The sequence below is a fragment of the Pseudomonas alkylphenolica genome, assembly GCF_016009175.1.
Lineage (GTDB): Bacteria > Pseudomonadota > Gammaproteobacteria > Pseudomonadales > Pseudomonadaceae > Aquipseudomonas > Aquipseudomonas alkylphenolica_B.
Genome location: NZ_JADUCM010000022.1, coordinates 14,729 through 36,832, shown reverse-complemented (window position 1 = coordinate 36,832; position 22,104 = coordinate 14,729). Strand labels below are relative to the sequence as shown.

The following is a 22,104-nucleotide window of genomic DNA, read 5'->3' as shown; positions in this document are numbered from 1 at the left end:
GGCATTGTTGCCTGGATGTCGCCCGCATCCTGCTACAGACAGCCGGGTGGGCGCCCCCGTCCGCAAGGGGGGGGGTGGGGCGTCGGGACACTCGCGTAACTTCCAATTCAGACAGAAACGTCAATTGCAGCGTGATTGAGGATTGAAGATGAGCGAGTCCGTTTCTTTTGAAATCAAAGGCCAGGTGGGATGGATAACCCTGACCCGCCCGAAAGCCATGAATGCCCTGAACCGTGAAATGCTGGAGGCCATGACCGCCCGCCTGCACGCCTGGGAGAACGACAACCAGGTGCGGGTGATCGCCCTGACCGCCACCGGCAGCGCCTTTTGCGCCGGCGCCGACCTCAAGGCTGGTGGCACCCCGCTTCCCGGCGAAAAAGACCTGCTGGACACCATCGTGACGTTTTTCGATGCCCTGCGCGCCTTTCCCAAGCCGGTTATAGCCGCCGTCAACGGCCTGGCCCTCGCTGGCGGCCTGGAAACCGTACTGTGCTGCGACCTGGTGATTGCCGCCCAGAGTGCCCGTTTTGGCGATGCCCACTCCAACTTCGGGGTGTTCCCTGGCGGCGGCGGTGCAGCGGTACTGCCGCGCAAGATCCCGGAGAACATCGCCAAGTACATGCTGTTCACCGGCGACGCTCTGCCTGCCGAAGACATGAAGTTTTACGGCCTGGTCAGTGAAGTGGTGGCCGACGCCGAGCTGCTCGCGCGTGTTCAGGTCCTGGGCGACAAACTGGCCGGAAAAAGCCCGCTGGTGCTGCGCAAAATGAAAAAAGTCGCCAACGACGCCGCCGATAAATCGCGTGCCGACGCTCTGCGCCAGGAACTGCTGGAGTTGCGCAACCACCAGCGCTCCTACGACATGGCAGAAGGCGTGCGCGCGTTCGCCGAAAAGCGCAAACCTGACTTTAAAGGCTACTGAGCCGGGCGCCCTGCCCCCTGATTTCTAAAAAACGCGAGGCAACGATGGAAAACGTATACATCGTCGGCGTCGGCATGACTGCCTTCGGCCGCCACATCGACAAAAGCATCAAGCAACTCACCGCCTGGGCGGTCGAGGATGCGCTCAAAGATGCCGGTTGTGACCGCAAGTGGATCCAGGTCGGCTTCTTCGGCAACTGCACCCAGGGCCACTTCGATGGCCAGCACATGATCCGTGGTCAGGTGGCATTGCTGCCGCTGGGTCTGGATGGCATCCCGATCTTCAATATCGAAGGTGCCTGCGCGTCTTCCAGCCATGCCTTCAACCTGGCGGTGACCCAGCTGCAAGCCGGTGCCGCCGAGGTCGCTCTGGCCGTTGGTGCGGAGAAAATGTTCTACAGCGACAAGGCCAAAATGTTCTCGGCGTTCGAGTCGGCCTGGGACATTGAAACCTTCGAAGAGAACAAGCAGTACCTGGCTGCCATGGGCAAGGGCGTGATTCCACCCGCCGGCTCGCAATCGGAAAAGCCCTACAGCCCGTTCATGGACGTCTATGCGGCCCTGGGTCGTGGCGGCCTGATGGAGCGTTATGGCGTGACCCAGCGTCAGCTGGCCGCCGTGTCGTCAAAGAACCACGGTCATTCGGTGCACAATGAGCGCTCGCAGTACCGCAATGCCATGAGCATCGAGGAAATCCTCGCTGCGCCGCCGATCACCTACCCGATCACCCTGCCAATGTGCTCGCCAATCTCCGACGGCGCCGCTGCGGCCATTCTCTGCACCGAGTCAGCCCTGAAGAAGTACGGTTTCGACAAAAACCGGGCGATCAAGGTCCTGGCCAGCGTGGTGCGCTCCGCCTCCGCCCGCGCGGCCGATGATTTCGACAAGGGTTGTACCCACTTGGCCGGCAAAGCCGCCTTCGAGCAGGCCGGTATTGCTCCGCAGGATGTCGATGTGGCCGAAGTCCATGACGCCACGGCCATCGGCGAACTGCTCGCCATTGAAGCCCTGGGCCTGTGTGAGCCTGGCATGAGCGGGATAATGGCCGAACGTGGCGACAGCGCCCTTGGCGGCAGACTGCCAGTCAACCCCTCCGGTGGCCTTGAGTCCAAGGGGCACCCGATTGGCGCCACGGGCATCGGGCAGATTTTCGAACTGGTCGAGCAGCTGCGTGGCAACTGCGGCCCGCGTCAGGTTGAAGGCGCGCGGATTGCCCTGCAAGGCAACGGTGGCGGTCTCTGGCGCGTAGAAGAGTCCACCGAGCATGTCGGTATTTTCGGCCGCGCCTGATCTTCATGGGGAACGGCGACTCAGGGGAAACCACGCACTTCCTCCGCCGTTCGCCACCTATTATCAATAACAAGAGGAACACACCATGACCATTCGCTTCGATGACCGTGTTGCCATCGTCACCGGTGCCGGCAACGGCTTGGGCCGCGTTCACGCGCTGAAACTCGCGGCCCTGGGCGCCAAGGTAGTAGTCAACGATTTCGGCGGCAGCCGCGACGGCTCCGGCAGCTCGTCCGACGCCGCCCTGGCTGTGGTTGAGGAGATTCGCCAGGCGGGTGGCAGCGCCATCGCCAACGGCGCCAACGTCGCGGACTACGAGCAGGCTCAGGCGATGGTCAGGCAGGCGGTAGACGCCTTCGGGCGCGTCGATATCCTGATCAACAACGCCGGCATCCTGCGTGACAAGTCGTTCGCCAAGATGGAAATGGCCGACATCCATGCCGTGATCAATGTCCACCTGATGGGCTCGATCCACTGCACCAAAGCGGTGTGGGAGGTCATGCGCGAGCAGAACTACGGGCGCATTCTGATGACCACCTCCGCCGCAGGCCTGTTTGGCAACTTCGGCCAGGCCAACTATGGTGCAGCGAAAATGGCCGTGGTCGGCCTGATGAACATGCTCGCCATCGAGGGCCGCAAGAACAACATTCTGGTCAATACCCTGGCGCCGATGGCTGCCACGCGCATGACCGAAGATGTGATGCCGGCCGAGTTGCTGGCGGCCAGCCGTCCTGAGCAGGTTACTCCGGGCGCGTTGTTCCTGGTCAGCGAAAATGCACCGACCAAACTGATTCTGGGCGCTGGCGCCGGGGTCTTCACCGCCCTGCGCGTGGAAGAGACCGCGCCGGTGTACATCGGCAGCGATGAACTGTCGCCGGAAGCCATCGAAGCCCATCTGGCGCAGATCACCGACTGGAGCACTGCCGTTACCCGCGACGATGCCAACCAGCAGGTCAAGGTTTTCATCGACACCGCCCTGCAGGCCATCAAGGCTCAACAGGCCTGAGCATTCGCAGGATAGGGCCGGTGATAATCGTGCGATGATGATTGCAACGGGCGTGCAGCGACACGCCCGGACGGAGAATAACGATGACAATAATGAACTTCGCACACACGGTCGGTAACCTGGCCGTGCGTTTCGGCGACCGGGAAGCCCTGGTCAACATCGAGCGCAATCGACGCTACACCTTCAAAGAGCTGCACGCGCTGACCAATCGCATCGTCAACATGCTTCGCGAACGCCTTGAACTGCGCCGCGGCGATGTCTACCTGTGCATTCTGGAAAACGACAACATCGCGCTGTTCCATGCCTGGACTGCGCTCAAGGGCGACGCAGCGGCGGCTTACACCAACTACCGTGACGCCTTCGAGGAACACCGCTGGCAGGTGGAGTTCATTCGTCCGAAAGTGGTGTTCATCGAAAACGCCCTGATCGACCGATACTTCGACCTGCTCCACGGTCAGGGCATCACCGTTGTCTGCATGGACCCTCCGACCACCCCGCGGGAGGGGCTGCTGTACTTCTGGGACCTGCTCGACGGCGTGCCGGATCACAACCCCGGCGTCGACAACGACATGCAACGGGATGCGCTGGTCTACCGCTTCACCGGTGGCACCACCGGCCAGAGCAAGTGCGCCGCCTACACCCTCGACAACTGGATGGCGCTGCGTGACTCGATGTACCTGGAGGCTGAACAGCCTTACCAGCCAGACACCCGCTTCCTGCACATGGCGCCCATCAGCCACGGCTCCGGCCTGGGCCTGCTACCCACCTTGTTCCGCGGTGGTTGCACCCTGACCCAGAACATTCCGGATCTGGCGCAACTGTGCCGCAACATCGAAGCCGAAAAGGTCACCATGACCTTGCTGGTGCCGACCATGATCTACCGTCTGCTGGAGTTGCCCGAAGCCAGGGACTACGACCTGTCTTCACTGCAGACCATGGCATACGGCGCCGCTCCCATGAGCCCGGCGAAACTGCGTCAGGCCCAACAGCGCTTCGGCAATATTTTCATGCAGATCTACGGCGCCACCGAAAGCCTGCATGCCGTTGCGCTGTTGAGCAAGGCCGATCACCTGACCGATAACGAGCAGCAACTGTCGTCGGCCGGGCGCATTGCCGTGGGCGCGGAGATCCTGATTGTCGACGACAACGGCAAGGAGGTACCCCTGGGCACCACCGGCGAGCTGTGGGTGCGCTCGCGCGGCACCATTGCGGGTTACTACAAGAACCCGCAGGGTACGGCCACGGAGTTTCACAACGGCTACTGGAAGTCCGGCGACATGGGCTATATCGACGCACAGGGCTTTCTGTTCCTGGTCGACCGCAAGAAAGACATGATCATTACCGGTGGCTTCAACGTGTACGCCATTGAGGTGGAAGCGGCGCTCAACGCCCACCCTGCGGTGTCCAACTCGGCAGTGGTTGGCATTCCCCATGAGGAATGGGGCGAGGCGGTGCATGCCGAGGTAGTGCTAAAAGCCGGTGAAAGTCTGTCGGCGCAGGCACTGATCGAGCATGTCAAAGGTCGACTGGGCCGGTTCAAGGTCCCCAAGTCCATCATCTTCGTCGACGCTCTTCCGGTCAGTGTGGTGGGCAAGGTGCTGCGTCGTCAGGTACGCGAGAAATACTGGAAAGACAAGGCTCGTTGCGTGTCCTGAAGCGTCGCGCACCGTCGATACTACCCCTTCGTTTTGTGCCCTGATGTCTCCTTCCGTCCTTGGTCAGGCGGAGGCATCGGGGCTTTTTTTTGGGGGGGTTGGGTTCGGGTTTGGGCTGGTTACAGCCCCCCCCCCGATCAACTGGCCGGCTTCGCCTCAGGCAGCGTCCAACGGCCATCGAGTACCGGTGGCTCCGGCAGATAGAAGCGCACCATATAATTCCAGCCCGGCGTAATCGGCAGGCAATTCACCGTTGCCGCCGTGCAATCGCCAAACTGCACCGAAACCCGCCCACCCTCACCTTTCTTCGCCGTCAGGTTGTTCAGCGTGTAGGCTTCTTGCGGGTTCGGCCGGTAATGGCCATCAGCATCGTAGACACTGATCGACCAGAATCCCTGCACCGGCACTTCACCGATATTCAGCCGATAGGGTGTCACCCCGTCGTTGCGCGCCGGGGTCACGATCTGATAGTAAGCGTCCTGTTGCGGATTGCCGCCCCAGGCCATCGCACTGCCGATCAAATGGCGCACCGGGTCAACCTCACCGGGTTTGCCGAACATCCCCCGCGAATCACTCAGCGACTGCCCCAGGACCGACAACGCGCCGCGCATTCTGGCCCTGCTGGTCTCGTCCCAGTCTGGCACTTCGAAACGTCCGGGCCCACCGGGCTGGCTGACGGCAATGGAATCCTGCAGTCCGTGCACCTGGCTCAGATCCGCAGGATCGGCAGGGTCGACCAGAAGCCGCACCCCGAGCATGACGTAGCGTGTACCGATCTGCTCGCGGCTGACCGTATGTTCACCGGCACCGTAGTAAACACCGACGACATGATGATCCTCGTTGATCAATGCCAACGACAGGTAACGTTTGCCCGCCTCTGGCAAAGACAGCGTGACCGGCCCGGCATCCAGATCAAAAACGGCAGTGGAATACAGCGTGTCGCGGTTTGGCCGCACTACGGTTTTCGCCCCGGCGGGAATCAACGCCCGCCAGTGAAAGAAACGCCCCAGGCCGGCCCGTTCGATGGTCAGGGCGAAGTAGCGGTCGGTTTCGGCGCGGATGAAGTTGTCGACCGTGACCACTGCCGGTGCGCCTGGCAACGCCTGGCTATGGGCAGTGGGCAAACAGGCTGCCAGCAAGGCGCCCGCCACCAGCATGACTTTTAATTCGTTCATATCGTTGTCCTCAAGAGGGTTGACGGCGGTTACAGGCGAACCAGTGCAGGCGGAAAGTACTTGCCTTCAGCCACTGGACCTTCAGGCCCGTAGAACCGCAACATCAGACGAAACGACTGGTCCGCCACGGTCGGCAGCCAGTTGCCCTGTGGGGCCCCATGAGGAAGTTTCGGCCCGAAATACAGCGTAAGTGACCCGTCTGCGTTACGCTCCAGGTCCGATTGATTGTTCAGGGTGAAGCGGTCGAGTGCATTGGGCAGCACTTTGAAGGTTTTGCTGTTAACCGCCGTGACCGACCAGAAATAGCGCGCAAAGCCCGAAGGAAGCTGACCGCCCGGGAAGGTCAGCGCATAACTTTGCCCGCCTTCCAGCACCTTGCCGTCGACGTCCAGGGCGCTTCGGAAGTAATTGACCTCCTGCTGGGTGTTCGCCCAGATTCCCCCGAGATCGACCAGGGTACGGGCAAGATAGTCGCTACCGTAAGCGCCCGAGGCGGCGGGCCGCACCCAGCCATTGCCGATGACGCCACGGCCCAGCGTGGGTGCGGCACGGGCCAGGTCAGTGAATGCCTGGGTCTTTATCTGCTGATCGATGCGCGCCCGCTGATCAGGGTGTCTGAGCTGTTCGGCAATCGCCCGTACCTGAGCCTGCTGCGCTTGCATGCCAGGGTTCAGGTCCGGTTCCTGCAGCGCCAGCGAGGCGGCTTCAAACGCTTCCACACCTGGCAGTTTGTTCAATGCGAACACGAGGCCTTTGGGCACAGGCGGCAGTTCAGGTGTGCCCGTGGGGCGCAGACTGAATTGAGACTGGAGCTGTTCGGCCTTGTTCCAGTCATCACCGAGCTCGACGCGGGTCAATACCCGGGCCGTACGCACTGGCAGGTCAATGCGCTGGACCGATGCCGGCAGATCGACCTTGGCACCCTGCAGACAGACCGCAAAGTCCCCATCAGGACGTTCCGAGAAGGTGCGCTCGTTGATGTTCGCCAGCGTTTCCCCCCAGCCATTGAGAAACTGTACGGTGTAGTAGCGACCGGAAATTTTCGGCACGCTGACTTGCGTGCAACTGCGCTCGTCCGCCGCCACCCAGGCTTCCGAATAGGCCACATCCAGATTGGGATTGGGCCAGTCCACCGCACCAGGCTTGCGATGCACAAGCTGGTTCCACTGCATGCCGTCCTGAAAATCCAGTTGCTGCTGGCGCATTACCAGCAGGCGCCCGAGCAGATAGATATAGGCGTCGCTTACCTGCTGGTCGCTGGCAATCGTGTGCGATTCGGCCGTGATCGGGGCAGAGCTGCCACTGGCAGGCTGAATCAGCGCAGCCAGGCAGGCCATAGCAAAGGCGCCTGTGCCAAGCGCCCCACGCGATGTTGCTTTCATTGTTGTTCTCCATCGGGGTCCATGTGAACACCCCTTATGCCGTTACCACGCCCATACCGCCCCTCCCGTTTTGGGGTGGCATGGGCTTGCAGGCAACGTAGAGAACATCGCAACGGTGCCGCGTCAGGCGATATTGACGTCCTTGAGCGACGCCATGTCGATGACGAAACGGTACTTCACATCATTGTTGTGCATACGCGTGAACGCCTGGTTGATGTCCTGGATCCGGATCATCTCGCAGCTCGGCAACACCTGGTGCTCGGCACAGAAATCCAGCAGCTCCTGAGTCTGTTCCAGGCCACCAATCAAAGACCCGGCAATGGAGCGGTTGTTGACGGCCAGCAAGGCGCCATGGACAGGCTCCAGTGGCTCCAGCGCGCCGACCAGCACCAATGAGCCGTTGCGGGCCAGCAGCATCAGGTAAGGGTTGACATTGTGCCCGCGCGGGATGGTGTCGAGGACCAGGTCAAAACTGCTGGCGGCCGCCTTCATGGCCTGCACATCGCTGGACAGCAAGACATGGTGGGCTCCCAGCGCGCGGGCATCGTCGGCCTTGCCGGGCGAGGTGGTAATCACCGTGACCGTGGCGCCCAGGGCCACGGCCAGCTTCACCGCCATGTGCCCCAACCCACCCAGACCGATGACCGCCAGGCGCGTACCGGCCCTGACCCCGTGCTCGCGAAGGGGTGTCCACACCGTGATGCCCGCGCACAGCAGCGGCCCGGTAAAACGTGGGTCCAGCGCCTGCGGCACGCGCAGCACGAACTGCTCGCGCACGACGATATGCTGAGCATAGCCACCGCGGGTCACTTCGCCGCTGATACGGTCCAGACCGTTATAGGTCGGGGTCGGACCATGGCTGCAGTGCGGCTCCTGGTGCTGTTCGCAGGCCTCGCAGTGCTGACAGCTGTCGACCAGGCAGCCGACCGCTACCCGATCGCCAGCACGGTACCGGCTGACGGCGGCACCGACGGCGGTCACTCGGCCGACGATTTCATGGCCCGGGACACAGGGAAAGCGCGTATTTTTCCAGTCGTTGTGCACGTAGTGCATATCGGAATGGCAGACGCCACAGTAGTCAATGTCGATGGCTACATCATCGTCGCGCAGCGCCCGGCGATCGAAGCGTACAGGGGCAAGGGGTGCGTTGGCTTCATGGACGCCATAGCCGATACAGGTGGTCATGGGGATTCTCCGGATTCTGGGTAAGCAAACCCCGCAGGGCGAACACTGCGGGCTTTTTCCTTGGCAAGGGTCAGATCGACGGGCGCAGCCAGGGTGCCGCGCTGGTTTCGGGCGCTGCGATCTGGTTGGAGATCCATTTACCCATGCGTCGCATCGGTTCGATGGAGTCCTGTGGAGCGGCAAATTTCATTGCTGCGGCATACCCCAGTGACACGATGCGTTGCGCGCCATACAGCGGCAGCACGTCCTTGAGCTGATCCTTGATGCTTTCCGGATAGACACCGACAGTCTGGGTGTAGGCATCGACCGCGTTCATCATCTCGCTCAAGTCGTCGACCGGTACCAGGTTGGCGGTGCGGTCGTCCAGACTGGCGGCAAACGACACCGGCTCAGGCAGTTGCGAACAGATGATCGCGCCCTCGCCGGCCTTGCCGCCGATGACCTTGTACCACTCGTCATCGAGTCGCAGCGCATCGACATGGGCCTTGAGTCCCTGGTCATAGCGCTTGGGCGCGGTGCTGAGGGTGTTGGGCAAACCGATCATGGCGTCATAGACGTACTGGCCAAAGGTGTTGAGGCGCTCCAGGCCTTGCTCATCGGTGCCGCTCTGCACATATACCACCCGCGCGCACACGCAGCCCTTCTGGTTGATCGCACCGATGTCGGCCGCCAGGCGCACAGCAGCTTCGCGCATGCTCGCTTCGCTGTCGAAGGTGTCATTGCCGATAATGCTGGCGCTGCGCTTGGGGTCCAGGGAAATCAGTTCAAGCCCCGGCTGAATGTAGCGCGTTACATGCTTGATCGATGCAAAACCGCCCCAGGCGACGATCTTTTCCAGATTCTGCGGCTGATACAGGCGTTGTTCGAATGCTTCGTCGCCGCCTTTCCAGTAAGCGACACTCAAGTGCTTGGTCAGCGGATGGTCAGGGGCCATATCGACCATGGTGCGGGCGATGGCCAGCGCGGTGAACGGGTCGTTGGACGGCGCCTTGATGATCGCATCGCTGCGCAGGACCATGTTGCGGATGATGGTCCATAACGACAGGGACACCGCATTGCCGGCCACGATGTGCAAGGTCCGCGCGCCGAAGCAACGCACTTCCAGCCGGGTGCCGTCGAGCAGTGTCTGCGGCACCCAGCCCTCCAGGTACTTGATACCGACCGTGGTTTCCGCCATTTCGCGGATGAACTCGCGCGACAGCATGTGCTGCAGGCCCATGTAGGAGCCCTTGACGATGCTCGGGGTGGTCGGTGCGGTCAGGTACGACAGCTCGCAGGCTTCCTGCAGGTAGCGGTTTTTGTCCAGCGCCAGGCGTTCGCCGAGGGCCACGGCATAGTCGAGAATGTCCTCAAAGCTCAAGCTGTACAGGTCCGCCAGGCGGGCCGGGTTGCCCAGTGGCAACTGATCGATATATTTGTTGGCATCAGGGGTGAGGAAGCTCAGATCGCCACCGCGGCCACCTACTTCAATCAGGTTGTCGGTGATCACTTGACCACGGATGATCATTGGCGCAATTGGGTGGGACATGGCTCAGCCCTCCAGGGTGTTGAGGAAGTCCATCGCCTCGCGATGGGATTGTTCGGAGGCCGCGCAGGTGATCTTGTCGTCGCCGCCGTTCTTTTCGCTGTAGCGCTGGATCGCACCCACCACATAGCGGCTGTGACGTCCGCAGGTGCAAGGCTGATCCCACTCGATGGTGATTTCGTCACCGGTAATGAAACCGCCCCAGTGGATGTCCGCGCCCAGATCAAAAAACGCCGCACGCCCGGTCTGACGCCCCTGACGCGGTAGCGGTTTGCTGGTTTCGGGATCAAGCAGAAAAGGAATCGCGGTGTGCGAGAAGTGGTAGTTGCCCTGCTCGCATTTAAGGTGCGAACCGCTGACCACTTCCGACATCGCATAAGACTCGTGCAGCGTCTTTACCCCGGTAAAGCGCATGACCTCTTCGCGCCAGTTCTCTGGCGGCACCACTCCTTTGGCGCCACCGGTGGTGATGATGTAGGAATCGGCATGGAACACCGACTCCAGGCCGCGCTCCAGACCGGCCTTGGCCATGTTGTGCAACAGGTTCCAGGTACCGCCGATATACACCTGCTTGCCTTTGAGGCGGGTAGCGATGTCATCGAAGAACGTCGCCAGGTGCTGGGGCATCTCCGCTTGCTGCTGATCGAAGGCCTTTTTCTTGGCCAGCAGCTCGGGGGCCACCACCAGGCGATCCAACGTGCCGTTGTTGTGCGCTGCACGCAGCCTTGCCCCCAGGCGCAGTACGTCGCTGGAGAGCGTCGAGGGATAGGCCGGATGAAAGTGTGATGGGTCGGGCAGCAGCACGCGAGCCAGTGAGCCCATGCCGCGCAGATGACTGAGATAGCCCTTGCTGTAGTACGGGTAGGCCGTGTGCAGGTCCGGGTCCGGGGTGGCTGCGCCGGTCATGTTCCAGGCATACAACTTGCGCACTTCGGAGGCTTTTTCGAACTCGCGAGTGCTGCAAGGCAGAAACGACAAGGTACCGGAGGTGCCGGACGTATGACTCAGGCAAAGCTCGGGGATTTCCCGGTCGAGGGTTTCGAACCAGTCGTCCAGGCCTTTGCAGGCACTGACGTCGACGGCGGCGATCTGTTCCGCCAGTTCCGGAACCACCAGCTTGCCCAACCACTTGTTGATCGCCGAATAGTTGTTCTTTTCCAGCAATGAAGGCGGGTACGACTTGAACAGGGTGTGCTCGAACAACAGGGGCACCACGTCGTCCAGCTGTTCGATCTGCTCGATGCCTTCGGCGTCCGCCAGTTTCTTCAGCACCGCAATGCGGTTGCGCATTTCGCCGAAGCGGCGTTTCAGGCCTGCCAGCTGCAACGCATTGATCTGTTCGGCAGGCAATTGCTTCCAGTTCTGCAAGCTGTGCTCGACCAGGGCAGCCGGATCGCTCAACAGCAGATCGACCTGTTCTTCTATTGTTTTTTTCAAGGGACAGCCTCCTGGAAATCAGTTGATCTCGCCTTGGCCGTGACGCTGTAACGGCCGGTTTGGCAGGCCCAGTTTAGGGGCGCTGCGGGCTAAATCATTTCCGGATTCCAACACTTGAAAATCAAACACATCTTGTTGTTTTTATTTGATTTTTTAATTTTTCCCGCTGTGCAATACGGATTACTCCGGGTCTTGCGTCGTCAGCAGTGCATGGATCATGCGGGCCAGCATGCGAACAGTGGTGTCCTCGATCAGGTAGTGCGGTTTTTCGATCAACAACGCCCGCGGCAAAGCGGTTACGGCCTGATAGGCAAGGAAGCCGGCTTTCTCGCGATCACGCACCAGTACCTGGTTGGAAAAACGCTGAACCAGCGCCGGAATTACCATCGATATCCAGAAACGCTCCGGCTTCACGATTTCCAGACGCACCAATTCACCGTAGTAAGCAGCCTTGATACTTTGCTCGGAGTCGACCTGCAACCAGCGATGCAATGCGACAAGTCCGGTGCGCAAGACGATTTCGATACCGTCATAGAGTGTCGCCGACGCCGGCAACGCCTCGATACTGGCGATCACCTGCAGCCGTACATCAGCGCGGTAATCCTCGAATATCGCGCCGATCAGCGAGTCGATGGTGGGGAAATACTCATAGATTGAACTGACGGCCACACCCGAATAGTCGGAAAGACGATAGTTCGAGAGTGCCTCTCGCCCTTCCCGTTCGAGGATTTCGCGTCCGGCGATTTTCAAGGCTTCGACCAGGGCAACCGAGCGAGCCTGCTTAGGTCGCTTGCGTGGCCGGGCCGGCACTTCCACCACGACATTACCATCGCAGACCGGGTCCCGAGGGGCCGTTCCCTCGGGGCCGGACACCGTGTCGGAACGACGGCCCATGACTCAGGGCGTCACGACGTTGAACGTCGGCTGAAAGCTGGCCAGCGTACCGAGCAGCACTTTAAAGCGTTCCACATCGCCCTCGAGCTTGATATCTCCCTGCTTGATCGCCGTCGGAAAATCAAGTTGACGCAGGCTGATGCTGTCCAGTACGGGCTTGCTCATCTTGACCGTAGCATCAGCCTGGGCATGGCGTGTGTGCTCACGATAGGTCAGCACGCCGTTACGCAAGGTCAGAGCGAAGTGCTGGTCGAGGTCGTCAAAGTCCCAGTTCACGGTCATGTCATGGCCCTGGGCCTTGTCTGAATCGATGCGCACCGCCAGCAGGTCCATGAACATGGTCGGCGTGGCCGCCCGCACCAGGTCGGCAATGGCCCGCCCGCCCTGTTGCGGCGCGAGCTGGCGCAACTCCTGGGCACCGGTCAGGTACATATTGCGCCAGATGGCCGATTCGCTGCGATACCCCAGTTGTTCAAGGCTTTGTGCCTGAGCCTCACGCGCGGCTCTGTTGTCAGGCTCCGCAAACACCAGATGATTACCCAGTTGCACGGCCCAGCGGTAATCGCCTTGCTGCATGGCCGTGTGCATCAGTTCGAGGACCTTTTGCGCACCTCCCATGGCTTGCACGTAGTGCTTGCCAGACTCCACGGGTGGCAACGGGTCAAGGTTGGACGGGTTACCGTCATAAAACCCCAGGTAACGCTGGTACACCGCACGGGTATTGAAACTCAGGGTGCCGTAGTAGCCCCTTGCGTACCACTTGTGCTCGAGCTCACCGGGCAGCTTCTTCACTGCATCGGCAATCTCCAGTGGAGTCAGGCCCTGATTGAGCAGGTGCAGTGTGCGGTTATTGATAAAGGCGTACATGTCGCGCTGGTCGGCGAGCATACTGCGAATGCCCTCGCCGCCCCAGGTTGGCCAGTTGTGCTGGGCAAACATTACCTGGGCCTTATCGCCATACCGTACCAGGCTGTCATCGATGAACTGAGACCAGGCCTTGGCGTCACGCACTTCAGCACCACGCGGGGTGAGTACGTTATGCATTGACATCACTGCGTTTTCGGACATGCACAAAGCCTTGAACTGCGGCAAGTACAGGTTCATTTCCGCCGGTGCTTCGGTGCCGGGGGTCAATTGGAACTCGAACTGCACACCTGCAATTTCATGACTTTCCAGTGGCTGTACAATCAGGTTGGTCGGAGCAATCAGGCTGATGGTGCCGCCCACCGGTGCCCCCTTGCCAATCCCGGTGTCAACCTGCCCTCGCTCGTTCCTGGGCACCGCCCCGCCACTCTGGAACATGCCCCGGCGGAACATCGCTGCACCGGCGAGCACGTTCTCCTGGATCGCGTGTTCCATGAAACCGTTCGGGGCGTAGATCCTCACCTTGCCGGATTTGACATCGGCTTCATCAACTACGCCGCGCACACCGCCAAAGTGGTCGACATGACTATGGCTATAGATCACGGCAACCACCGGTTTGCGCGGGCGATGCTGGTAGTACAGGTCAAGGCCGGCCCGGGCCGTTTCGGTCACATACAGCGGGTCGATGATGATCAGCCCGTCATCGCCTTCGATGATGGTCATGTTCGCCAGATCGATGCCGCGAATCTGATAGACCTTGTCGGTCACCTGGAACAAACCGGCGTTTGCATTGAGCTGGGCCATCCGCCACAGGCTGGGATTGACCGAGTCTGGCGCCTGAGCCTGACTGAGAAAGTCGTAGTGGTGGGTATTCCACACAGGCTTGCCGTCAGCATTCTTGATCTCGCCTTCAAAGGCAGCCACCAGCCCCTTGCGCGCGGCGTCATAGTCAGCGCGATCGTCGAATGGCAACGTCTGGAGCACTGCCTGGTTGACCGCCGCCGTGCTCGGACTGGCAGCCTTGGCGGGGTTGGCGGATGCCACATCTGCGGCCCAGGACGGAGCACTGGACAACGCAATGGCAGTGGCAAGAGCAGCAAATGAATAACGCATACGGATTCCTTAAGCGTGGATCGTGTCCACCGTTTTTATTCTGGCTGGCCACACGCTGGCGGCCGCCTCATTGGGCATTACAACCATCACCCCTGAGCCTCGTGAGTACCTGATCGATCCACCGCGTCTGAGCATCGCTCAAATCAGCCGGCAAGCGTACATCGCTGAATGTCACCTGTGCCGGGTATGAAGGGTCGTTACGTGCTCCGCCGTCATCCTGCCCACCCTCGACCACCACGAAACAGCACACACCCTCCCAGGCAGGCAACGGGGTGACGAGAACATCGACACACTGACGATTGCAAAACCGTTGCTGATTGCCGTTGATCACCCATCCATCGTCAGTCGGCCAGGCACTGACGCCTTCCGCCTGTTCCAGACAGAAGCCACCGTGGCCACGTCCCGCGAGCAGGTCTGGCAGGAAGCGCTCGCGCATGGATTGCTGGCTCGAAGGCAGGCCCGCCAGCGCTGAGGCCACCAACAGGTTGCCAAGTACAGACTCGGCAACCACCCTGGAGGCCGACCTCAGTTCTTCGAACAACAGGGCCTCAGTCACCGCCGACAGCCCCATGCCACCCAGGGACTGCATGATGCTGGCGCCAGGAAGGCCAAACTCGGCGATGCCCTGGGTGAGTTCGCGCATTTTCTGCGCAGGTATGCTCCGGCCCTCGAACAGACGGGCCACGGGTGTTACCTCGGACGCCAGGAAGGTCCGGAAACTTTCCACGGCGAGCCGCTGCACATCGGTGGTAATCGGTGTCTTCATGGTGCTGGTTCCCTGCCACTCGGCGCGAACCCACCCGAAACTTCGGGTCCGCCATCAACAGCAGGGTATGCTGCAGAAGGTCCGGCTGCCCCCCCTCAATGAGGAGGGGGTAAGCCGAATGTGGCACTTACACCAGGCTGCGAGCGATGATCAGCTTCTGAATATGGCTAGTACCTTCGTATATCTTCGTCACCCGGACATCCCGGCAGTAACGCTCAACCGGGAAGTCGGTGAGGTAGCCATAACCACCATGGATCTGTAACGCATCGGAACAGACCTTTTCCGCCATTTCGCTGGCAAACAGCTTGGCCACCGATGCTTCCTTGGCACATGCCACACCGGCCTCGCACAACCGGGCGGCATGCACCATGTACTGATGGGCGACTTCCACCTGGGTCGCCATATCGGCCAGGTCGAAGGCAACCCCTTGCAGGTTGAGGATCGGCGCCCCATAGGCTTCGCGCTCTTTGGCATAGCCAACAGCGGCATCCAGTGCCGCGCGAGCGGTGCCGGTGGCGACGGCGGCAATCGCCACCCGACCTTCCGACAGCGAGCCCATGACGTTGCGATAGCCGGCGCCTTCTTCACCCAGCAGGTTCGAAACCGGTACCCGGCATTGATCCAGCTGGATCTGGGCGACATGGGCCGAGCGCTGGCCCATTTTGTGTTCGACGCAAGACACCACGTAGCCGGGGTTGTCCGACGGGTCGACCATCAACAGGCTGCTGCCTTTCTTGCCGGCAGCCTTGTCGGTCACCGCCAGCACCAGGCCCAGGCCGGCATGATTGCCATTGGAGATGAATTGCTTGCTGCCGTTGAGCACGTAGTGGTCGTCTTCGCGGCGCGCCTGGGTACGGAATGCTCCAGTGTCGGAACCGGCATGCGGTTCGCTGAGCAGAAAGGCGCCGATGCGTTTACCACAAGCCAGGTCCGCCAGGTACTTGCGTTTCTGCGTCTCGTCACCCAGGCGGGCCACGGCCATGCCCACCGAGTTGTGCACATGGATCAAGGTGGCGAAACCGGTATCGGCAGCGGCGAATGCCTCAATGGCCAGGCAATACTCGACGAAACTCAGGCCCGCACCGCCGTACACCTCCGGTATCAGCATGCCGAGAAAGCCCAGGTCGGCAACGGCCTGCAGTTCGTTGCCGGGCCAGGCGGCACTGCGGTCACGTTCGGCGGCTGTCGCGGCGACTACCTCCGCGGCGACCTTGCGTGCCGAGTCGCGGATCATGATTTCCTGTTCGCTGAGGAAGGTTGCACAGGTGTCGCTCATGGTAATTCCTTATGAATTCAGGTCAAAAGACAGGTTCAGCTTGGCGTTACACGCACGACACGGTCCGCGCGTCAGGCTCGGTGGGGGCACTGTTCTCATGGACCTCCGGGGTGATAGCCGTCGCACTGCGGGCATGCACGTCTCGGAGCAGAAAGTGCGACAGTGCCGGGATCAACGCCAACGCGCCGAGCATGTTCCAGAGGAACATGAAGGTCAGCAGGATGCCCATGTCGGCCTGGAACTTGATGGGCGAAAACGCCCAGGTGATGACCCCGGCAGCCAGCGTCACACCGACCAGCGCCACGACTTTGCCGGTGAAGCGCAAGGCATGCCGGTAAGCGTCAGCCAGGGTGGCGCCAGCACGCTGGCGGGCCAGTTGAATGCTCAGCAGGTACAAGGCGTAGTCGACGCCGATGCCTACCCCCAGCGCGATCACCGGCAAGGTCGCGACCTTGACGCCCATGCCCAGTACCACCATCAGCGCTTCGCAAAGAATCGATGTGATCACCAGCGGTACTACGGCGACTACCACTGCACGCCAGCTGCGGAAGGTGATGAAACACAACACGATCACGGCCGCATACACGTACATGAGCATGGTCAGGTTGGCTTTCTTGACCACGATGTTGGTCGCCGCTTCAATGCCTGCGCTACCGGCCGCCAACAGGAACTGCCGCTCCGGCGTGCTATGCGCCGAAGCAAACGCTTCGGCGGCCTGGACGACCTGATCCAGGGTCTGTGCCTTGTGATCGGTCAGGTAAGCAACCACCGGCATCACCGAGCAATCGTTGTTGAAAAGCTCCGGGTTACTGGTGCTGGCGGTACGCGCGGCGTAGTTCAGCACGTCCTGGTTGGGCGAAATCGACATCCATTTCGGGCTTCCCTCGTAGGACCCGGCAGTAATCTTGCGTACCGCGTCGGCAAGCGACACCGTACTCTGCACGCCCGGCACTTGCTGCAAGGTCCAGCCCAGACGATCGGCATCCACCAGCGTCTGGTATTCAAGACAGCCTTCGGCGCGGGTTCTGACGATGACTGCAAACTGATCGGAAGACAGCGAGTACCTGCTGTTGATGTAGGCATTGTCGAGGTTGTAGCGCGAGTCGGGACGCAACTCCGAGGCCCCGGCGTCAAGGTCACCGATCTGCAGCTGGGTGCTGACGATAAAACCGGCCACCGTGAGCAGCGCCGACACCGTCAGCAGCACCGTTGCCCAACGGCGTTCAGTGAAGCGCTCCAGCAGCAACCAGAGGCCACTGGCGGGCTTCTGTTCCGCGCGCAGGCTGCGGGCAGCCGCCTTGGCACTGACCCCGGTATAGGAAAGCATGACCGGCAGCAGGATCAGGTTGGTAAATACCAGCAGCGCGACGCCGATCGACGCGGTGATGGCCAGGTCCTGGATCACCGGAATATCGATCAGCATCAGCACCCCGAAGCCTACCGCATCGGCGACCAGCGCCGTGACCCCGGCGAGAAACAGACGGCGAAAGGTGTACCGCGCCGCCACCAGCTTGTGGGTGCCGCGGGCCACGTCCTGCATGATGCCGTTCATCTTCTGCGCGCCATGGGAGACGCCGATGGCGAACACCAGAAACGGGACCAGGATCGAATAAGGGTCCAGGGCATAACCCAACCGGGCGATCAGCCCCAGTTGCCAGAGCACTGCGATGCAGGAACAGCCGAGCACCAGTGCGGTACTACGGATACAGCGGGTCCAGCCGAAGATGATCAGCGCCGCGATCAACGCCGCTACTGCGAAGTAGACGACCATCTGCTGCAGGCCATCGAGCAGATCGCCGACAACCTTGGAAAAACCGACGATGCGGATCGCCAGGTCAACACCGCCCTGATCGCCGGAATACTGGCTTCGGATAGTTTCCAAACGCTTGGACAGTTCCCAGTAGTCCAGCGGCTCACCGCTATTGCTGTCCTTGTCGAGCAGCGGCAGGAAAATCATGCTCGAGCGAAAATCGGTGCCCACCAGGTTCCCCAGCAGCTGCGCACGGCCGATGTTCTGCCGCAGCGCATCGATACTGGCCTCGGAGCCGGTGTAATTGTCCGGCATCACCGGGCCGCCGGCGAAGCCTTCCTCTGTCACCTCGTTCCAGCGCACCACCGGCATCCATAACGACTTGACGTTGGCGCGGTCAACGCCGGGGGTCAGGAACAACGCGTCATTGATGTGTTTCAGCGCCTGCAGGTAAGCGGGATCAAAAATATCGCCGGAGCGATTTTCCACCACCACGCGCACGGCATTGCCCAGGCCCTTGAGTTCATCGCGGTTATCAAGGAAGTTGCGAATGTAGGGCTGGTTTTGCGGAATGGTTTTTTCGAAAGCGGCGTTGAGCGTCAACCGGGTCGAATCCCAGCCCAGTATTACCGTAGCCACCGCACAGAGGAGGATGACCAGCAAGCGGTTGTTGAAGATCAAGCGCTCCAGGCGGCTGCCTGAGCGATGATTGAAATCTTTCAGGTTGCTGATGGTTTGCAGGGTGTCGCTGGCGTTGTGGGTAGCCATCAGAGCTCTCCGACCTTCTTGTTCTGTTGCAGGCTCTGCACACGCACACCACCAAGCCCGGCCAGGGCGACGGCCCCGTCGGCAACGGCTGCCACTGCAAAGTTGGGTGCCACACTGTCGAGCGCTACGCGGCGGAACGTCGCCCCACGGTCAATGGAGCGCAGTAACTGACCGCTCTGGCTGGCCAGCAAGAGCGTGCCGTCTGCGGCGATCAGACCGCTGGTGATACCCGCCTCGGTGCCGGTAGTGACCGTGCTCCAGCTGGCACCGCCATCGAGGCTGCGCAAGGCGTTGCCACGCAGGCCGTACACCAGCACCAACTGGTCATCGCCCAGCACGCCAAACAGGGTGCCCTCATACGGCAACGGCACTTTCACGAAACGCTGGCGGGTCGCATCGAGTTTCAATACCAGGCCCTGCTCGGCCACCATGAACAGCGTCCCGGCAGCCGGATGCAGGCCATACAGGTGCATGCTTCGCGGGTTGTCGACACGGTCCTGCCAGGGTGTCCAGCTTTGCCCGCCATCCTCGGTGCGCAAGATCAGATTGAAAGCACCAATCACGAACCCCGTACGCTCGTCGGCGAACCACACGTCCAGCAACGGCTTGTCAGCCCCTTGCTCGGCAAACAACTCAGCGTCCTGTTTAAGGCGCTGGGCCTGCGGGTCTTCGGGATTGGTCGGATGGCCGTAGTGCTTGAGCATCAGCGCCGCAATCTGCCGGCCATCGAGCTGCTTGCTCCAGGTTTTACCCGCATCGCTGCTGTGTAAAACCACGCCTTCGTGGCCTACAGCCCAGCCCTGATGGGGAGTGGGAAACATTACGGCAGTGAGGTCGGAACTGACCGGAACCTGGGCTTGAACCCAGGTGGTGCTGTCGTCGGAGTAGAGAATATGACCGCGCTGGCCAGCTGCAATCAGCCGTGCGCCGGCCTGCACCAAAGCGTTGAGCGGCGCATGTATCGCCTGGTTACTGGGCACCGCTGGCATATCCAGGGGCGAGACGAAAGCGGGTTGCGCGAGCACATGGCCCGTCAATAGCACGGCCAGGATCAGCCATGACGATCGTAAGCGTTGCTTAAACACTGTGTTTACCTCACATCAGTTGCGCACCAGCGCACATTGCACCAACAGTGGTCCCGCCTTGGGACCACCACCGGGAAGCTTGCAGCAGTGGCAAGCGCGACTCAGAGCGTGGTCTTGAAGGTGAAGTACACCGCGCCGCGGTCTTCCAGCATCGCCTGGCTACCGCTCGGGGTCAGGGCCGCACCGGTGACCGGATTGGTCGAGTAATCGCCGAAATAGTCCACATACTTGAGGTCGAAGCGGTACCGGCTGTAGACGTCGAGTGCCAGACCGACGGCGTAGCTGCCGGCATCTTCGTTACCGCCTGAGCTGACTGCCGAGTTGCCATTGATGCCCTGGGAGAAGCTCAACGGCATCGACAGGTCGCCACCGGGGAAGACCTGGTACCAGGTCGGCGTGAAGTTGATGGCCAGTCCGTAGGCATCGCGGGTGACCGCGTCAATATTGGTGGGCACGGCTTTGTACGCAGACGATCCCTTGAACAGGTGCAGCGGATCGGAATTGACCGACAGCCAGCGGCTCCAGGTCAGTTCGGCAGACCAGCTGGCGCCGTCGTAGAGCGGCGTCGGGCTGAGCGAGCCAATGGCATTGAGCACACCGTGCAAAGTGTCACCACGGGCACCGAGAATATCGCCGTCATCCGGCAGTTGCGCCGCCGACGTCACCCGTGCCGCCGAGCTGACCAGCGGCATGTTGCGCCGGTAGTTGAGGTCGGCGCCGACACTCACGCCGCCGACTTCCTTGGACAGGCTGATGCCGTACATGTCGATCTTGTCGGCGTAATTGAGGAAATACTGCGGCCGCGCATTGGCCAACAGCACGACCTGAGGCAGCGTGTCGGAGAACTGGCGCACATAGAAGCCCAGCGTGCCGTCCAGCCATTGCGGGCTCCAGCGCGTCATCACGCCCCAGTCACCGGAATCGCGCGGCTCGATGTCGTCGCCATGCAGGGCACGCAGGCTGGGGCTGAGGATAAACGACTCGCCCCCTTGCTGATAGATATCGGCAAAGCCCAGGTAACTGCCAGACTCCGGCACGCGCGAGGGCCGCCATTCGAAGAAGTATTGCGCGGCAAACGACAGTTCGGGATTGACCTGCAACTGGGTCGACAGCTGAGTGCGTGGCAGGTACAACTCCTTGGCCTCGATCCCCGGTAGTGCCAGGGCCTTACCCTGGTCCAGCGGTGCCTGGCCATAAGAAATGCCATGAATGGCGCCAGCACCCAACAACGACTCGCCCCAGTTAACGGTATGCCGACCCAGGCGGGCCTTGAGCGGCATCTCGCCCAGGTCGTATTCGCCAAAGACGAAGGCGTCCATCCATTCGGCAGACGGGCCTTCGTAGTAACGGTTGGTATAGCGACTCAACCCGGTGGCCGGACGTCCGTCGGAACCCAGGTGGTTGGAGGTGGCAACGTTGTCGTTGTCCAGGTCACCGGCATACGCAGCGTCATACCAGAGTGCCGCACTGACACGTGCGCCGTATTTGCCCTTGTAGATGAGGTCCGACTCGCTGAGGATATCCAGGCGATTGTTGACCAGGCGATGCTTGTCGAAGTTACGGTCGCCGTCATCGTTGTTCGGGTTGGCCAGGATTGCCTTGTCCTGGCCCTCGGTACGCATCCCCAGGTTGTAGCGCAAGGTGTTGTCCCAACGCAGCTGGATATCATCGTTGCCGGTGTCGATCTCGACAGCAACGGCATTGGCGCAGGCCAGTGCGCATAACGTCACGACCGTGGCCCGGACTGCAGGGTGATTGGTGGGATGACGTGGACTGGTGTTTTTCTTGTTATTCATCTGGGTGTCTCCTCCCCTGGGTTGAACCTGGACCTCCAGGTTCGCAAGCCGCTCAATCAGTGATCGAGTGCTGCGCAGGGTGCCAGCGTTGTCAGTACCTCCTCCCCCCCCTTTCTGAAAGGGGGGTGCTCCCCCTACCCCCCCTTCGGTAGCGTCTGTATCCATAACGCTGATTTGCGCGCCTGTACCGGCAACATCAGTGGACAATCAGACGGG

General features: G+C 61.1%; 16 protein-coding genes. 4 read left to right on the top strand and 12 right to left on the bottom strand.

Annotated features, from left to right (window positions below; genetic code table 11):
• The first annotated feature begins 148 nt into the window (after positions 1-148).
• The 4 genes from I5S59_RS18110 (at position 149) to I5S59_RS18095 (ending at position 4,872) form a co-directional block, all read left to right on the top strand.
• Positions 149-922, top strand: a complete 774-nt coding sequence (locus I5S59_RS18110) for an enoyl-CoA hydratase/isomerase family protein (protein ID WP_197877836.1) — start codon at positions 149-151, stop codon at positions 920-922.
• Positions 923-966: 44 nt separating this feature from the next.
• A complete protein-coding gene (locus I5S59_RS18105; RefSeq protein WP_197877835.1) occupies positions 967-2,211 on the top strand; it encodes a thiolase family protein in 1,245 nt (414 codons plus the stop codon).
• Between the two features lie 85 nt (positions 2,212-2,296).
• Positions 2,297-3,217 carry an SDR family NAD(P)-dependent oxidoreductase gene (locus I5S59_RS18100; protein ID WP_197877834.1) on the top strand — a complete coding sequence of 307 codons (921 nt, stop codon included), beginning with the start codon at positions 2,297-2,299 and terminating at the stop codon, positions 3,215-3,217.
• A 92-nt stretch (positions 3,218-3,309) separates the two neighbouring features.
• A complete protein-coding gene (locus I5S59_RS18095; protein ID WP_197877833.1) occupies positions 3,310-4,872 on the top strand; it encodes an AMP-binding protein in 1,563 nt (520 codons plus the stop codon).
• 137 nt (positions 4,873-5,009) lie between these two features.
• Here the strand turns inward: I5S59_RS18095 and I5S59_RS18090 are convergent, their stop codons facing one another.
• From I5S59_RS18090 to I5S59_RS18035, 12 genes are all read right to left on the bottom strand, one after another.
• Positions 5,010-6,047, bottom strand: coding sequence for a DUF1254 domain-containing protein (locus I5S59_RS18090; protein ID WP_197877832.1), 1,038 nt, complete (start codon positions 6,045-6,047; stop codon positions 5,010-5,012).
• Positions 6,048-6,076: 29 nt separating this feature from the next.
• A complete protein-coding gene (locus I5S59_RS18085) occupies positions 6,077-7,429 on the bottom strand; it encodes a DUF1214 domain-containing protein (protein ID WP_197877831.1) in 1,353 nt (450 codons plus the stop codon).
• Positions 7,430-7,552: 123 nt separating this feature from the next.
• A complete protein-coding gene (locus tag I5S59_RS18080) occupies positions 7,553-8,614 on the bottom strand; it encodes an NAD(P)-dependent alcohol dehydrogenase (RefSeq protein ID WP_197877830.1) in 1,062 nt (353 codons plus the stop codon).
• Between the two features lie 70 nt (positions 8,615-8,684).
• Positions 8,685-10,142, bottom strand: a complete 1,458-nt coding sequence (locus I5S59_RS18075; protein WP_197877829.1) for an acyl-CoA reductase — start codon at positions 10,140-10,142, stop codon at positions 8,685-8,687.
• A 3-nt stretch (positions 10,143-10,145) separates the two neighbouring features.
• Complete coding sequence (locus I5S59_RS18070) at positions 10,146-11,576, bottom strand: hypothetical protein (protein ID WP_197877828.1); 1,431 nt, start codon at positions 11,574-11,576, stop codon at positions 10,146-10,148.
• A 180-nt stretch (positions 11,577-11,756) separates the two neighbouring features.
• Positions 11,757-12,470 carry a TetR/AcrR family transcriptional regulator gene (locus I5S59_RS18065; RefSeq protein WP_232239833.1) on the bottom strand — a complete coding sequence of 238 codons (714 nt, stop codon included), beginning with the start codon at positions 12,468-12,470 and terminating at the stop codon, positions 11,757-11,759.
• Between the two features lie 3 nt (positions 12,471-12,473).
• The gene (locus I5S59_RS18060; RefSeq protein WP_197877827.1) at positions 12,474-14,447 is read right to left on the bottom strand and encodes an alkyl/aryl-sulfatase; all 1,974 of its coding nucleotides are present in this window, start codon (positions 14,445-14,447) and stop codon (positions 12,474-12,476) included.
• 67 nt (positions 14,448-14,514) lie between these two features.
• Positions 14,515-15,213, bottom strand: a complete 699-nt coding sequence (locus I5S59_RS18055) for an acyl-CoA dehydrogenase family protein (RefSeq protein ID WP_197877826.1) — start codon at positions 15,211-15,213, stop codon at positions 14,515-14,517.
• 127 nt (positions 15,214-15,340) lie between these two features.
• Entirely contained in the window at positions 15,341-16,489 is a 1,149-nt protein-coding gene (locus I5S59_RS18050; RefSeq protein ID WP_197877825.1) for an acyl-CoA dehydrogenase family protein, read from the bottom strand.
• Positions 16,490-16,535: 46 nt separating this feature from the next.
• On the bottom strand, positions 16,536-19,007 hold the full coding sequence (locus tag I5S59_RS18045; RefSeq protein WP_197877824.1) for an efflux RND transporter permease subunit: 2,472 nt from the start codon (positions 19,005-19,007) through the stop codon (positions 16,536-16,538).
• Positions 19,007-20,092, bottom strand: coding sequence for a WD40/YVTN/BNR-like repeat-containing protein (locus tag I5S59_RS18040; RefSeq protein WP_197877823.1), 1,086 nt, complete (start codon positions 20,090-20,092; stop codon positions 19,007-19,009). The genes I5S59_RS18045 and I5S59_RS18040 overlap by 1 nt, the downstream gene beginning before the upstream one ends.
• Positions 20,093-20,193: 101 nt before the next feature.
• Positions 20,194-21,888, bottom strand: coding sequence for a DUF1302 domain-containing protein (locus I5S59_RS18035; protein WP_197877822.1), 1,695 nt, complete (start codon positions 21,886-21,888; stop codon positions 20,194-20,196).
• Between the last annotated feature and the right edge of the window lie 216 nt (positions 21,889-22,104).